Consider the following 13,565-nt stretch of genomic DNA (forward strand, 5'->3'; position numbering starts at 1 on the left):
GCGCAGCCTACCCTGCTCTACCCAACCCAAGCATCTCCTCCACTACCGGCGTCATCGCCTCGGCGACCAGGGCGATCGCGCGGGCGTTGGGGTGGACGCGGTCGGCGAGGACCATGGCGGGGTGGCCGAGCACGCCGGGCGGGAAGAAAGGGGACGTCGCGACACCATGCGCGGCGGCTACCTCCTGGTGAATGTGGAGATAGGGGCCGGCGCGCGCGTGCAGGATCGGCGGCGGGGCCACCGTGGTGAGCAGGACGGGCAGGCCGCAGCGGCGCAGCTCGACCAGGATCGTATCAAGGCTGGCGCGCGTCGCGGCGGGCGGCACCTGGCGCAGCACGTCGTTGGGGCCGACCTGGACGATCGCGGCATCGGGCCGGGCCGGCAGCGCCGTCAGCACGCTGGGAAGCCGGCGCAGCACGTCCGCCGCCGTATCGCCGGATCGGCCGGCACCGATCACCCGCGCGGCAGGATGACGGGCGCGAACCCGTCGTTCGAGCTGCATCGGAAAGCTGTCGGTGGCCGCCAGCCCATAGCCGGCGACCAGACTGTCGCCGATGGCGAGGATCAGGGGATGGGAAACCATTCGCTTTGCCAGATAGGATGGCGCCGGCCGGCTTTAAGCCCCGGCAAAGCCACGACATGAACATGTGTGCCGCCCGTCGGTTGTCGTCCTTTGATCCCATGACGAGGCCGATCGATGCGGACGAATGCCGGCCCTCTGTTCGAAACGCCCCCGGCGTCGCCGACCGCGGTGGAGGAGCGGCCGCCGCGTGCATGGCGACCGCGCCGGCTGCTGGTGACACGTGCCGCCCGCAGCTTCGCGCATGGCCGCGCGATCCTGACGCGGGCGGCGGCGCTGGGCGTCGAGATCGTCGAGCTGCCCGGCGACCGGCTGATGCTGCCCGCGATCGACGATCCCCGCCGCGCCTATGCCGAAGCCAAGGCGACGCTGGCGGTGGTCGTCGCGCCGCCGTCCAAGCGCCGGCTGCAACCGATCGCGCCGAGCGCGGACTGGCGGGTCGACCTTGCCGAAGGGTGCCCGGCGCATTGCAGCTATTGCTATCTCGCCGGTTCGCTCAAGGGACCGCCGATCACGCGGGTCTATGCCAATCTGGACGAGATCCTCGAATCGCTGCCCGGCTATCTCGGCCAGGGCACGGTCACGTCGCGCAGCCGCACCCGCGCCGGCGAAGGCACCACGTTCGAGGCATCCTGCTACACCGATCCGCTCGCCCTCGAACCGCTGACCGGATCGCTCTCCGCCGCCATCGCCTGGTTCGGCCAGTGGCAGGCCGATGCCCAGCTGCGCTTCACCACCAAGTTCGCCGATGTCGCAGCGCTGCTGCCGCTCGATCACCAGGGCCGCACGCGGATGCGTGCGTCGGTGAACCCACCCGCCTTCGCGCGGTTCGAGGGCGGCACCGCGCGGACTGCGGAGCGGCTGCGTGCGCTGCGTCGCATGGCGGAGGCGGGCTATCCGGTCGGCCTCACCATCGCCCCCATCATCGCGGCGGAAGGCTGGCAAGACGCCTATGGCGCCCTGTTCGCCGATGCCGCCGCGGCGCTGGCGGCGCTGCCCGGCCTCGACCTCACCATCGAGCTCATCACCCATCGCTTCACCGCCGGGTCCAAGGCGGTGCTCGACAGCTGGTATCCCGGCTCTGCGCTGGACATGACCGATGCCAACCGCACGACCAAGCGCACCAAGTTCGGCGGCGAGAAACAGGTCTACGACGCCAACACGATGCGCGCGCTGCGCAGCTTCTTCGAACGCCAGCTGGCCGACCGGCTGCCGATGGCGCGGCTGCTCTACTGGACATGACCGTCTTCTTCACCGCCGACACGCATTTCGGCGATCATCGCACGATCAACATCTGGCGCCGGCCTTTTGCCGACACCGCGGCGATGGACGCCTGCCTGATCGCGCGCTGGAACGCCGTGGTCGCTCCCGGTGACGTGGTGTGGCACCTGGGCGACGTGGCGCGGCGCCCGGCGGACGTGCCGGCGTTGCTCGACCGGCTGAACGGCACCAAGCACCTGCTGCGCGGCAACAACGATCCGCCCGCCACCTGCGACGCGGCCGGCTGGGCAAGCGTCGGCGATTATGCGGAGCTGGTCGTCGACGGCCACAGCCTCGTGCTGTGCCATTACGCCTTCCGCGCCTGGAACGGCCAGCACCGCCGCGCGATCAATCTGCACGGCCATAGCCACGGCCGGCTGAAGCCCATGCCGCGGCAGTTCGACGTCGGCGTCGACCCGCGGGATTTCACCCCGGTGACGCTCGCCCAGCTGATCGCAGGCTGAGGTGCCGGCGCCGCGGCAGAGCCATCACGGCCCGACGTCCGCAGCCCCCGTCAGGACGCGCAGCGCCTTGCCCGCCTTGAAGCCCAGCGCCTCGCCGACCCGGTCGTCCCAGCCATAGGGATCGTTGCGCACGATCGGCTCGCCGGCATCGTCGAACAGCACCGTCTGGTACAGCATGCGGACGGGGATCTGGCGCGGCAGCTTGACGAACGTCTCCTTGCCGGTGCCGCGCGCCTGATGCCATTGGTCGGTCACGCCCTCGTCCTTGGCGAGCATTTCGGCAAAGCCCAGCGCATCCTCCACCCGGACGCAGCCGTGGCTGCGCTGGCGCTGCACCATCGCGAACAGCGCCTTGGCGGGCGTGTCGTGCAGGTAGATCGCATGATCGTTCAGCATGTCGAACTTCACCAGCCCCAGCGAATTCTGCGGACCGGGCTGCTGCACGATCCAGCCGTCCTTCCACACCATGTTATGCGCCTTCAGATAGCTCGCGCCCTTGCCGGCGATCTCCTTTTTCTGGATCGATCGCGGCACGGTCCAGGTCGGATTGGCCACTAGGCGAAAGATCGGCGAGCCGAGCTGCGGCGTCGCGGTATCGGGTTCGCCCACCACCACCTTGCGGCTGTCGGCGATCTTGCCGTCGCGCCAATAGGTCAGCCGGGCGGCGGCGAGGTTCACGTCGATACGCGTCGCTGGCGGGCTGCGCTCCAGCCAGCGCAGCCGCTCCATCGCGATCGCGATCGCCCGCGCGCGGTCGGCGTCGGACATGTTGAGGATCGCCAGCGCCTCGCTGCCGATGATGCCGTCGGGCTTCATGCCATAATCGGCCTGCATACGGCGCACCGCATCGACCATCGCCGGCGTGTAGCGGTCGCCCGGCGCCGCGTTCGCCGGAAGGTAATCGAGCACCGCCAGCTCGCGTGCGATCGCCGGCAGGCGCGGGTCGCTCGCGCCGGGCTCGATCGCCTCGCCGGTGCTGGCGATACCGGCGACGGGCGCCGGCGGCTGTTTGCGCAAGTCCACATAGGCCTTGGCCAGCCGCTGGTAATTGGCATCCTGCGGCGCCAGGCTATCCAGCCAGCGCGTCAGGTCGCCGCTCTGCAGGGCGGCGGCCAGCCCGGCCTTCAGGTCGGGATCGGGACGCGGAACGGTATAGACGTCGTACAATTTGGTCGGATCGGTGGCGCCGCGCGCCAGCGCCGCCGCATAGCGCAGCGCCTGCGCGGTCACCGCCGCGTCATCGCCCGACGGCGCACCGAAATCGACATGGTCGAGGCCATGCACGGCGCGCGCGTCGATCGCCTTGCGCAGCTGCGCGCGGGTCTGGTCGCTCCACTGCACCGGCCGGGCGGCCTCGTCCGCATTGGCCGTATCGTTGCGGTTCGGCGTCACCTCCACGCTGCACGCCGACAGCAACAGCCCCAGAACCACGGATTTCGCGAAGATCGAACGCACACGCCACTCCCACTGATCGATCGGAATAACGCACCGATACGCGCTGGGCTCCCACGGGGCCGGAACGTTCACAATCGACGGACGGAGCGCGGGGTGCGACGAACGCACCGAAGCGCAAGGAACGTTCAAGCTTTGCCGGTCTAAGGCAGCTTTCTCCCCGACACCGGATCTGCGCCCCTTGCCTAACTCCTTGTTCTCACGTCGCGATTTGATGAGCGGCGGCACCGCTGCGCTGGTCATGGCCGCCCTGTCGGAGCGTGCCTCCGCCCGCGCGCCCGAACGGCGGTTGTCGTTGGTCAACCCGCACAACGGCGAACGCTACGATGCCTGCTTCTATGCCGGCGGACGCTACCGTGCCGACGGCCTCGCCGAACTCAACCATGCGATGCGCGACTGGCGCACCGGCGCGACGCGGACGATGGACCCGCATCTGCTCGACCTGCTGGTGCAGGTGCGCGACCGGCTGGACGTTGCGTCGCGCACGCCGCTGAAGCTGGTGTCCGGCTATCGCAGCCCCAAGACCAACGGTGCGCTCCACGCCCGCTCGCACGGCGTCGCCAGCAAGAGCCAGCATATGCTGGGCAAGGCCACCGACATCGCGATCCAGGGCGTGCCGCTGAACCGGCTGCGCGATGCCGCTTTGTCGCTGCGCGGTGGCGGCGTCGGCTATTACCCGCACGACGGCTTCGTGCATGTCGACACCGGCGCGGTCCGTCACTGGAGCTGACCGCTCCCCGCGCCGGGTGCGTCACCGCCCGGCGGCGCTGAACTTGTCGCGCCGGCGGCGTCCGACCAGCAGCCCGCCCTCCAGCCGGGCGCACAGCGCGGCGTAATAATCGGCGAGGAAGCCCTCGTCGTCGCCATCGTCGGCCAGCCCCGCCTTGCGCCGGATCGCCGCCGCCACCGTGATGCGCGCCAGCGCGTCGCCGCCGCGGATCACATCCTCCAGCGCATGCAGTTCGTGGACGCCGTACAGCGCGAGCGCCGCATCCGGGAACATCCGGCGCGGCCGATCGGCGGCGGCCCCGAGATCGGCCGACAGCGTCCGCCGCGCCGCCTGCACCACCCAGGTCCCCGCGACGAGATCGCCGACCCGCAACCGGTCGCGGTTGAACAGGGGAAAGAACAGGAAGATGCCGCTCCACGCCAGCGCGAAGATGGTGAGGAAGGCGTCGGCCGTCCCGGCCGCGGCCTGCGCGCCCAGGAACGACAGCGGCAGGAACACCTCGATCTCGCGCATCGCGTTGCGCGCCAGCACGGCGCCCGCGGTCAGCCGCGCGCCGTCGCGGGCGATGACGCGCAGGCCCATCAGCCGCTTGCCGGGCGTCGCCCCGCGCTCTCCCATCTCGAACAGCACGAACCAGCCGTTGCGCAGGCAAAAGGCGCCGATCAGCCACAAGATGCCGGCGATGTCGGCGCGGGTCGCCTGATTGAAAGCGAACAGCGCGATCGTCGCCACGATCAGCACGACCAGCATCATCACGACGTCGATCAGGAACGCCGCCGCACGCGTCCCGGCCCCGCCCAGTTCGAGTTGCAGGTCGACGCCCTCCGGCGTCACGAAGCTGCGCCGCAGCGTTGCGGGCGGCCTAGGCCGACGGGCGTGGCGCATGCCGCCTCCCCAGGCCGTAATAATAGACCATCCACGCCGCCAGCATCGCCGCGCCGATCCCGGCCCGCAATCCGTCGCTCGTCACCACCTGTCGTCCGATCCCCTCCAGGATCGCGGCCACGGCCAGCATCAGCACCACACCGGCAACCGCAATTGCGGCGGTCCGCCCGGCATCGACCAGCGCCGCCATCCGCGTCCGCCGGCCGGGAAAGGCGATGGCGGTGCCGATCCGCATCCCCGCCGCGCCCGAGATCACGATCGCGAACATCTCCGTGGTGCCGTGGATCGCCAGCCAGGCGCAGAAGTTCGGCCCCAGCCCCTTGTCCGCGAACACCGCGATCATCGCCCCCAGCATCAGCCCGTTGTAGAGTATCAGCAGCGCGGTCGGCACGACGAAGGCGAAGCCCAGCGCGAAGGCGAAGATCGCGATCTGCGCATTATGCCCGAACAGGAAGCTGGCGAAGATCCCCAGCCCGTCCGCCTTGTTATGGTAGAGCGTGGTGCGCAGCGCCTCGGCCGAGGCCGCCGGATCGCGGCCGCCCGCCAGTCCTTCGGGGATGATGCCGTAGAACCAGGACGGGTCGGCGCGCACCAGCGCATAGGCGACGATGCCGCCCAGCACCGTCAGCACCGCCATCACCAGCGTCTCGCGCCACAGCGACGCCACCGCCCCCGGCCAGCCATGCGTGAAGAAGCGCCGCAGGTCCCGCCACGCCGAATCCGACACGCCGTACAGCTGGAAATAGGCGCGCGCGCACAATTGCTCCAGATAGGCGATCAGCGCGCGGTCCAGCGACGTCTCGCGCGCGACCGACAGCGACGACAGCGTCGCGCGATAGAGCAGCGGCAGCGCGAGCAGGTCGTCGTCCGACAGCACGCGGACCGAGCGCTTCTCGATCCGGCCGAGCAGCGTATCCAGCCGCGTCCACTCCGCCTCATGCGCCGCGCGGAAGCGGCTGGCATTGAGCAGCGGCGGGGCGGCGTCGACGAAGGCGCTCACAACAGGCTCCGGCGCTTGAGGTCCACATAGCCTTCGACCAGCCGCTCGGCGACCGCGTCGTAGGGGCTTTCGATGACGTGCACGCCCAGATGGCGCAGCCGCGTCAGCACCAGCCGCCGGTCGCGCAGCAGCGCGGCCGCGGTCACCGCACGGGTCACGTCGGCAGGCTGCACGGGCGCGGCATCGACGATCGTCTCCAGTTCGTCGTCGCGCAGCACGACGACCAGCACGAGGTGCGTCTTGAGCAGGCGTGCGACCGCGCGCACCAGGAAATCGGCGGAGGTCGGATCGGTGAATTCGGTGAACAGCACGATCATCGATCGCCGCGTCAGCCGCGCCGCGAGCGTCGTCAGCGCAAAGGTGTAATTGGTTTCGTCACCACTGTAATCGATCCCCGCCGCGAGATGCTGCAATTCCGGGAAGGCACCCGCCCCACCGATGAAGCCGCTCGCCAGCCGCGGCCGGGAATCGAAGGCGTTGAGCGACACGCGATCACCCAGCTTCAGCGCCAGCCAGCCGGTCAGCAGCGCCGCCGACACCGCGCGATCGACCCGCGGGATGCCGCCGACCGGGTCCGACATCTGCCGCCCGGCATCGATCGCGAAGACGATCTGGCTGTTGCGTTCGGTGCGATATTCCTTGGCGTAGAGCTTGCGGTGACGCGCCGACTGCTTCCAGTCGATCGCGCGCCGATCCATCCCCGACCGGAACTCGACCAAGGCATCGAAATCGGTGCCGTCGCCGCGGTCGCTCTGCGCCAGCAGGCCCTGCACCGCGTGGCGCTGGAACACCTGCGCGCCGTGCCGCCGCACCGCCTCGACATCGGGCAGGATCGGCAGCATGCGATCCTCGTCGATCCGCACCTGGCGCCAGGCGAGGCCGAGCGGCCCCGCCCAGCGCAGCCAGAGCGTGGCGAAGCGCGCGGTGCCGCGCCGCCAGGGCGTCAACAGCAGCGCCGCCGTGCCGCGGCCGGCTTCGAGCGCCACGTCCAGCCGGCCGTCGCCCGGCATCGTCACCAGCGGATCGCGCGCCAGCGCCACCTGTGCGGCGCCGCCGATGTGGCGGCCGGCGATCGTCACCGCGATCGGCACGCTGAGGTCGACGCCGACCGGGGCGGAGCGTGGCAGCGCCAGCGTCGCGCTCGCCCGCGCGCGGCCGAGCAGCGCATCGGCCGCCACCAGCGCCAGCACAGCGAGCGGCCAGCCGAGCCCGGCATACCAGCGCGCCGGAAACAGCATGGCGACCAGCAGCGCGACCGGAGCCCCGATCGCCGCCGCCAGCACCGCCATGCGGGTCGGATAGATCAACGCGGCGCCTCGATCGTCTCGATGATCTGCGCGACCACGTCCTCGATCGCACGCCCGCCGATCTCGGCGGCGGGCGACAGGATCAGCCGGTGGCGAAGCAGCGCCGGCGCCAGCGTCTTCACGTCGTCGGGAATGACGAAGTCGCGCCCGTCGAGCGCCGCCCGCGCCCGCGCCGCGCCCGCCAGCATCGCGCCGGCCCGCGGCGAGGCGCCGCTTTCGAGGTCGGCGACCCCGCGCGTGCCGCGGATCAGCGCGACGATATAGTCGATCACCTCGTCGACCAGCCGAACGTTCGCCACCGTCGCCACCGCCGCGGTGATCGTCGCCGCGTCGGCACAGGGCGCGACGCCCCAATCGGCGGGCGACATCGCCGCCGGCCGTGCGCCGTGGCCCGCCACGACGCGACGCTCTTCGTCGGCGCTCGGATAGGCCACCACCTGCTTGAACAGGAACCGGTCGAGCTGCGCCTCGGGCAACGGATAGACGCCCTGCTGTTCGATCGGGTTCTGCGTCGCGACGACGGTGAAGCGGTCGCTCAAGGCGAGGCTCTCGCCGTCGATCGTGACGGTGCGCTCCTGCATCGCCTCGAGCAGCGCCGCCTGCGTCTTGGGCGAGGTGCGGTTGATCTCGTCCGCCAGCAGCAATTCGGTGAAGATCGGCCCGCGTGTCAGCGTGAAGGTCGACGTCTGGAAATTGAACAGGTTGGCACCGATGATATCGCCCGGCATCAGGTCGGGGGTGAACTGGATGCGGCCGAAATCCAGCCCCAGCGTCTGCGCGAAGCTATGGGCGAGCAGCGTCTTGGCGGTGCCCGGCGGCCCTTCCAGCAGCACGTGCCCGCCGGCGAACAGCGCGACCAACAGCAGGTCGACGGTGGCGTCGTGGCCGACCACCGCCTTGCCGATCTCGGCACGGATCGCCCGCCCCAACGCCTGGACCTCGTTGACCGTCACCGTGTCTTCTCCCTTTGCCATTGGTGCAGCGCCTGTGCCGCCGCCAGCATGTCGGCGCGATGCTCCGCGCGTGTGGCGTCCGCGACCAGCGCGGTGAACGTCGCCGATCCCTGCAGCCGATCGAGATGGCGATCGGCCTCCGCATCGGTCAGCCGCGCCGGCACGCCGAAGATCGCGCGCGCGCGATCTCGGACCAGCGCGGCATAGCGCGGGCCCAGCCCGCCCTCGCGGCCCGCCTTGCGGACGATCAGCGCGCTGTTGTCGACCAGCGCCGCCTTGCCCAGCGCGATGGCGCGCGCCGGCGGCTGTGCCGGCCCGAAGCGGACCAGCGCCTGCCAGCCGACGAGCGCGAGCGCGACGACGATCGCCAGCGTCATCGCCAGGAACGGCGGCTCGAACGCCAGCTTCAGCGGGCTGTGGCCCCGGCCGAGGCCATTCAGCGTCACGTCGAACGCGATGCCGCGCGCCCCGGTCGCATTGACGAAGTCGAGCAGGTCGAGCGCAGCGCCCGCCCGGTCCAGCCGGCGAATGCCGTGATTGTCGAGCAGGTCGGGATCGGACAGCAGATAGGTGTTGGAACCGTCCACCTGCGCCAGCACGATGCGTCCGGCCTCGTCCGTCACCAGCGGCGTCAGCGCCTTCGACGTCATCACCTGGAGCGGCCGCGGCGCCGACACCGCCAGCGACGGCGGCGCCCAGCGCACCGGGTGCAGCGGCCGGGCGCCGCTCGGGTGGCGGCTGACGGTCATCACCGTCGCGGGCGCGAGCACGGCCGCCGGATCATACGCCGGCAGCAGGCCGCTGACGTCCACCCAGCCCCCGACCGCATCGTCCGGCACGCTCGCCCATTTCGGCAGCACGATCAGCGTGGCGCGTCCGCGGCGGGCGGCCATGAAGCGGCTCATGTCGACCGAGCCATGCTCCGGCGTGGCGACCACCAGATCCTCGGTATCCCAGCCCGCCTCCGCGCGGATCAGGCGGGGATTGCGCCCCGTCGCCCGCGCCAGGTCGACGATCCCGGAAAAGCCGGTGGCGGCGTTGGACAAGGCGTGCGTGCCGGCATCGTGGCCGGACCGCAGGTCGGGCGCATAGGCGCCGAGCAGCAGCGACCCCGCAAAGCCGAGGATGCCGATGACCAGCATCAACGCCACCGTCAGCGGCGAGAACACGCTGTCGGCATTGGGCGTGCCCCGCCCGCCCAGCGCGATCTCGCTCATGCGCGCCACCGCTGCGGCAGCGCCAGATCGGCATAGGCGGCGCGCGCCTCCTGCCAGTCCGCCTCAGCCACCGGCCGGCCGCCGAACAGGCTGCGTTCGACCAGCGCCGCGATACGGGCGAACAGCGGCCGCACCGCCGCGGGCAGTAGGCCGGCGGAGGCGAGTTCGCGGCTGGTCAGCGACGGGCGCCGCAGCGCCGGGCGGCGCCGCGCGATATCGTCGATCGAATGGAACAGCAGGTAGTGGATCGCCTCGGCGAAGCGGCCGTCGGCGGCGAGCCGGTCCGCCTCGCGCAACCAGGCGCGCGCCGGCGCCGCATCGGGCACCCAGCTGTCCTCGTCCGGCGCCGGCGCCGCATCGCGCCGCCGCCGCGCCGGCAGCCGCCATTCGCCCGATCGCACCCGCTCGACGATCATCGCGATCGCCGCCACCGCGACCCCAGCGAGCAGCATCCACAACAGGATGCGGGCATAAGGTGCATCGGGCATCAGGTCCGACAGCCAGCGCAGCAGCCGCCCGACCGGCCGCAACGCATCGGCGATCCAGCGCCCCAGCGTGCGCAGCCATTCCGGCGGCTCGGGCGGCGGCGGCGGGCGCGTCAGGGTGAACTGCACCGACGGATCGGCCCGCAGCGCGGCATGTGCCGCGGCAAGTCGATCGGCCGCCACCGCCGAACCTTGTGCTGATGCCCCGATGGTTCCCTCCCAGCGACGCCGCGCTGCCCCGGCCGGACTGTAAACGGAACGCCCCCACGCGCAATCCGCTATTCGCGCCGGCCCTTCCGACTGTGTCGATATCGGACGATAGGGCATACTAGACAGCGCCTGGTTCACCCGCCACCATCATGGAAACGGGGGATCAAGGGGGAACAGCATGGCAAGCCAATCGATCGCCGAACACGCTGCCCACGGCGTATCCGTGGGCAGCGTGTTCGCGCGCAGCGTGAACGTCATCAAGGCCAATCCGGTCGCGACACTCGGCGTCGCCTTCGTCTTCATGGCGCTGCCGCAGCTGGTGCTGGGGCAGCTTGGCGGCCGGATCGCAATGATCCAGGGTCTGCAAAGCGGCCTGTATGCAGCGGTCGGTGCTTATGGCCTGATCGTCGGCCTGTTGTGGCTCACCGCCAGCGGCGCGCTGGTCCAGGCCGCGGTCGCGCATGACGAGGGGCGCACGGCCGACCTCGGCGAGGTGCTGCGAACCGGCATTCAGCGCGCGCTGCCGCTGTTCGCCGTCTACCTGCTGTTCGTGCTCGGCGTCTGGCTCGGCTGCATTTTCCTGCTCGTGCCGGGGATCATGCTGGCGGTGATGTGGTCGGTGTGCCTGCCCGCGATCGTCGCGGAGCGGCCCGGCGTGTTCGGCGCCTTCGGCCGCAGCCGCGCCCTGACCAAGGGCGCACGCTGGCAGGTCTTCGGCATCATGCTGCTGGCGGCGGTGATCTACCTGCTCGCCTCGGCCGCAGTCGGCGTCGCCAGCGTCGCAGGCTACGGCAGCTTCGGCGCACTGACCGGCGAGGCCGCGGTGCGGGCGATGCCGACGCCGTCGCTGCCCGTCCGGCTGCTCCAGTCGATCGTCACCACCGTGGTGCTGACCTGGTTCACCATGGTCGGCGCCGCGCTGTTCATCGAACTGCGCCATTGGAAGGATGGCCCGAGCACGGACCGCCTCGCCGACATCTTCGCCTGAAGGCAGGAAGGCGCCGCATCCCGCGACGCCCTCTCTCCTATCCGGGGCAGGGCTATCGCCTATGGCGATGATGGCTGCCGGCTTCGGGGAAAGCACCATGCCATCCCGATATTTTCGTCACCCCGGACTTGGTCCGGCATGACGGCGGATCAAGGACAGCCCCTATGCGATAGCCCTGCATTCGGCGGAGATCAGTCCGCCCCGCAGCAGCGCTTGGCCTTCTTGCCCGATCCGCACCGACACGGATCGTTGCGGCCGATCTTCTCCCGCGCGCCCGCCGCCGCCGGGGCAGCGCCGCCATCCCCCCGCACCTGCGCCGCGTACAGGCCCGCCACCGCCGCCATCAGGTCGGCCGGCGCGTGATCCTGCAACGCATTGATCTGCTGGCTGTCGAGGTCACTCTCATTGCGCGCCACCGCAATCAGCAATTCCAGCCGCGCCAGCGCATCGGCGGCCGCGACATCGTCGCCGTCCACCACCCCCGCCCAATGTTCGCCGCGCAGGTCCATCGCCTCGGCAAAGCCGTCGATCCACAACTCCCACAGCACGTCGCCGTTGCGCTCGTCCACGTCGAGGATCGGCCGCGGCTTGCCGCGCGTCAGGTCGCGCAGGATCTCCTGATACCGCGCCATCACCGCATCGACGAACCATTGCACATCGGCCGGATCGTCGAACGCGGGCACGCCCCCATCGTCGACGCCCCACACATTCTGCAACCATTCGGCCGGCGGGATCGGATCGGGGCAGACGATAACGCCGTGCAGGAACCCGTCCAGTTCGGTGAGCAGCATCGGCTCGTCCAGCGGCAGGTCGGCCAGCGCATCGTCCAGGCGGCGCAGGCGGGACGGCAGCTGTTTCATCGGCCGCACGCCGCAGGCAGGGCGCGCGTCACAGGCTGAGGTTCCGCTTCCGCATCTCGGCCGAGGCAAGCTCCCACAGGACCGTGTGCGTATCGCGGGCGAAAATATCGGCGAGGTCGAGCAGGTCGTCGTCGCCCAGCGCCACGATCGATGCCTGGATATCGGTCAGCCGGCCGGCCGCGCGCTCGGCCACGGCCGTCCGCCGCTTGATGCGTGTCTTGAGCATGACCAGTCGATAGCAGCATTGCGATCGCCTGGGCACCTCGTGCACACCCGCAGCGCGCCGCAATCCCGTCTATTTTGGCACACCCGCCGAACCGGCTGATCGCATTGCCCAAATCGCTGATCGCCCTTACATCAAACCCATGCTGCAAACCGAGATCTGCCCGGCTCACGATGTGAGCCGTGGTGCCTATGACGTCGTCATCCCCTGCTACAACCGCGAACGCACCGTCACCCAGGCCGTCGACAGCGTGCTGGCGCAGATGCCGGCGCCGACCCGGATCATCCTGGTCGACGATGGCTCGACCGACGGGACCGCGGACGTGCTCCGCGCGCTCGAGGGACGCCACCCGGCGGTCACCGCCGTCCTGCTGCCCCGCAACGTCGGCGCGTCGGCGGCGCGCAACGCCGGTTTGGCGTTGGTGCGCGAGGAATGGGTCGCCTTCCTCGACAGCGACGATGCGTGGTTGCCGGGTGCGGCGGCGGCGATGCTGGCCGCCGCCATCGGCATGGACGTCGTCGTGGGGCAGTTCCGCCGGGTGTGGCCCTGCGGCTCGGCGGGCGAGCCCGAGTGCGGATGGAGCGGCGGCGACATCCTTTTCGCCCTTGCCCTCACCGGCGCGATCGGCCCGAGCTGGTCGATCGTCAGGCGGTCGGCGGCGATCGCGGTCGCCGGTTTCGATCCGTCCTTCCACAATTGCAACGATTGGGATTTCTACGTGCGCCTGGCGGCGAACGGCGCCCGTTTCGCGCGCATCGATACCGTGGTCGCCTTCTACCATATCGCCGAGGCGAACCGGCTGAGCCACGACAGCGACGCCGGCCTCTCCAACGCCCGCCGCGTCCAGGCCCATCCGATCTTCGATTCCTACTTGCCGCGCAAGGTGACGGCAGACGCCATGGCCTGACCCGCCCGATCGTTGTCCATCAAAGGGTTAACGTCTCTTTACCG

General features: G+C 70.4%; 15 protein-coding genes. 5 read left to right on the plus strand and 10 right to left on the minus strand.

Going from position 1 to position 13,565, the window contains the following annotated elements; translation table 11 throughout:
* Positions 1-7: 7 nt before the first annotated feature.
* Complete coding sequence (locus AC4GY7_RS15360; RefSeq protein WP_491115674.1) at positions 8-583, minus strand: GDSL-type esterase/lipase family protein; 576 nt, start codon at positions 581-583, stop codon at positions 8-10.
* A gap of 114 nt (positions 584-697) precedes the next feature.
* Here AC4GY7_RS15360 and AC4GY7_RS15365 point away from each other — a divergent pair, with 114 nt between their 5' ends.
* Together AC4GY7_RS15365 and AC4GY7_RS15370 are read left to right on the plus strand one after the other, a co-directional pair.
* Positions 698-1,822 (plus strand): SPL family radical SAM protein, encoded by a 1,125-nt coding sequence (locus tag AC4GY7_RS15365; protein WP_491115676.1) that lies wholly within the window; start codon positions 698-700, stop codon positions 1,820-1,822.
* On the plus strand, positions 1,819-2,304 hold the full coding sequence (locus AC4GY7_RS15370; RefSeq protein WP_491115678.1) for a metallophosphoesterase family protein: 486 nt from the start codon (positions 1,819-1,821) through the stop codon (positions 2,302-2,304). The genes AC4GY7_RS15365 and AC4GY7_RS15370 overlap by 4 nt, the downstream gene beginning before the upstream one ends.
* 24 nt (positions 2,305-2,328) lie before the next feature.
* Here the strand turns inward: AC4GY7_RS15370 and AC4GY7_RS15375 are convergent, their stop codons facing one another.
* Positions 2,329-3,759 (minus strand): L,D-transpeptidase family protein, encoded by a 1,431-nt coding sequence (locus AC4GY7_RS15375; protein ID WP_491115680.1) that lies wholly within the window; start codon positions 3,757-3,759, stop codon positions 2,329-2,331.
* A gap of 211 nt (positions 3,760-3,970) precedes the next feature.
* Between AC4GY7_RS15375 and mepK the strand changes: the two genes are divergently transcribed.
* On the plus strand, positions 3,971-4,486 hold the full coding sequence (gene mepK, locus AC4GY7_RS15380; protein ID WP_491115682.1) for a peptidoglycan L,D-endopeptidase MepK: 516 nt from the start codon (positions 3,971-3,973) through the stop codon (positions 4,484-4,486).
* Positions 4,487-4,507: 21 nt separating this feature from the next.
* On the opposite strand, the gene AC4GY7_RS15385 is transcribed toward mepK, so the two are convergent.
* Genes AC4GY7_RS15385 through AC4GY7_RS15410 form a run of 6 tightly spaced genes read right to left on the minus strand, consistent with a single transcriptional unit; the run spans position 4,508 to position 10,516 of the window.
* Positions 4,508-5,371 (minus strand): RDD family protein, encoded by an 864-nt coding sequence (locus tag AC4GY7_RS15385; RefSeq protein ID WP_491115684.1) that lies wholly within the window; start codon positions 5,369-5,371, stop codon positions 4,508-4,510.
* A complete protein-coding gene (locus tag AC4GY7_RS15390) occupies positions 5,349-6,371 on the minus strand; it encodes a stage II sporulation protein M (RefSeq protein ID WP_491115686.1) in 1,023 nt (340 codons plus the stop codon). Before AC4GY7_RS15390 ends, AC4GY7_RS15385 begins: the two co-directional genes overlap by 23 nt.
* A complete protein-coding gene (locus AC4GY7_RS15395; RefSeq protein ID WP_491115688.1) occupies positions 6,368-7,678 on the minus strand; it encodes a DUF58 domain-containing protein in 1,311 nt (436 codons plus the stop codon). The genes AC4GY7_RS15390 and AC4GY7_RS15395 overlap by 4 nt, the downstream gene beginning before the upstream one ends.
* Complete coding sequence (locus AC4GY7_RS15400) at positions 7,675-8,631, minus strand: AAA family ATPase (protein ID WP_491115749.1); 957 nt, start codon at positions 8,629-8,631, stop codon at positions 7,675-7,677. Before AC4GY7_RS15400 ends, AC4GY7_RS15395 begins: the two co-directional genes overlap by 4 nt.
* Positions 8,628-9,848 (minus strand): hypothetical protein, encoded by a 1,221-nt coding sequence (locus AC4GY7_RS15405; RefSeq protein WP_491115690.1) that lies wholly within the window; start codon positions 9,846-9,848, stop codon positions 8,628-8,630. The genes AC4GY7_RS15400 and AC4GY7_RS15405 overlap by 4 nt, the downstream gene beginning before the upstream one ends.
* On the minus strand, positions 9,845-10,516 hold the full coding sequence (locus AC4GY7_RS15410) for a DUF4129 domain-containing protein (RefSeq protein ID WP_491115692.1): 672 nt from the start codon (positions 10,514-10,516) through the stop codon (positions 9,845-9,847). Before AC4GY7_RS15410 ends, AC4GY7_RS15405 begins: the two co-directional genes overlap by 4 nt.
* 205 nt (positions 10,517-10,721) lie before the next feature.
* Here AC4GY7_RS15410 and AC4GY7_RS15415 point away from each other — a divergent pair, with 205 nt between their 5' ends.
* The gene (locus tag AC4GY7_RS15415; protein WP_491115694.1) at positions 10,722-11,531 is read left to right on the plus strand and encodes a hypothetical protein; all 810 of its coding nucleotides are present in this window, start codon (positions 10,722-10,724) and stop codon (positions 11,529-11,531) included.
* A gap of 191 nt (positions 11,532-11,722) precedes the next feature.
* Here the strand turns inward: AC4GY7_RS15415 and AC4GY7_RS15420 are convergent, their stop codons facing one another.
* Both AC4GY7_RS15420 and AC4GY7_RS15425 read right to left on the minus strand, forming a co-directional pair.
* Positions 11,723-12,391, minus strand: coding sequence for a UPF0149 family protein (locus tag AC4GY7_RS15420; protein ID WP_491115696.1), 669 nt, complete (start codon positions 12,389-12,391; stop codon positions 11,723-11,725).
* A 28-nt stretch (positions 12,392-12,419) separates the two neighbouring features.
* Positions 12,420-12,617, minus strand: a complete 198-nt coding sequence (locus AC4GY7_RS15425) for a hypothetical protein (RefSeq protein ID WP_443585367.1) — start codon at positions 12,615-12,617, stop codon at positions 12,420-12,422.
* A gap of 139 nt (positions 12,618-12,756) precedes the next feature.
* Between AC4GY7_RS15425 and AC4GY7_RS15430 the strand changes: the two genes are divergently transcribed.
* Positions 12,757-13,521, plus strand: coding sequence for a glycosyltransferase family 2 protein (locus AC4GY7_RS15430; RefSeq protein WP_491115698.1), 765 nt, complete (start codon positions 12,757-12,759; stop codon positions 13,519-13,521).
* Positions 13,522-13,565 lie beyond the last annotated feature (44 nt).

The sequence above is a fragment of the Sphingomonas sp. SP5 genome (assembly GCF_058313455.1).

Coding starts and splice junctions, on each gene's coding strand:
- AC4GY7_RS15425 (WP_443585367.1), bottom strand. CDS start 12,617: ATGCTCAAGACACGCATCAAGCGGCGGACGGCCGTGGCCGAGCGCGCG.
- AC4GY7_RS15370 (WP_491115678.1), top strand. CDS start 1,819: ATGACCGTCTTCTTCACCGCCGACACGCATTTCGGCGATCATCGCACG.
- AC4GY7_RS15405 (WP_491115690.1), bottom strand. CDS start 9,848: ATGAGCGAGATCGCGCTGGGCGGGCGGGGCACGCCCAATGCCGACAGC.
- mepK (WP_491115682.1), top strand. CDS start 3,971: ATGAGCGGCGGCACCGCTGCGCTGGTCATGGCCGCCCTGTCGGAGCGT.
- AC4GY7_RS15420 (WP_491115696.1), bottom strand. CDS start 12,391: ATGAAACAGCTGCCGTCCCGCCTGCGCCGCCTGGACGATGCGCTGGCC.
- AC4GY7_RS15360 (WP_491115674.1), bottom strand. CDS start 583: ATGGTTTCCCATCCCCTGATCCTCGCCATCGGCGACAGTCTGGTCGCC.
- AC4GY7_RS15365 (WP_491115676.1), top strand. CDS start 698: ATGCGGACGAATGCCGGCCCTCTGTTCGAAACGCCCCCGGCGTCGCCG.
- AC4GY7_RS15430 (WP_491115698.1), top strand. CDS start 12,757: ATGCTGCAAACCGAGATCTGCCCGGCTCACGATGTGAGCCGTGGTGCC.
- AC4GY7_RS15385 (WP_491115684.1), bottom strand. CDS start 5,371: ATGCGCCACGCCCGTCGGCCTAGGCCGCCCGCAACGCTGCGGCGCAGC.
- AC4GY7_RS15415 (WP_491115694.1), top strand. CDS start 10,722: ATGGCAAGCCAATCGATCGCCGAACACGCTGCCCACGGCGTATCCGTG.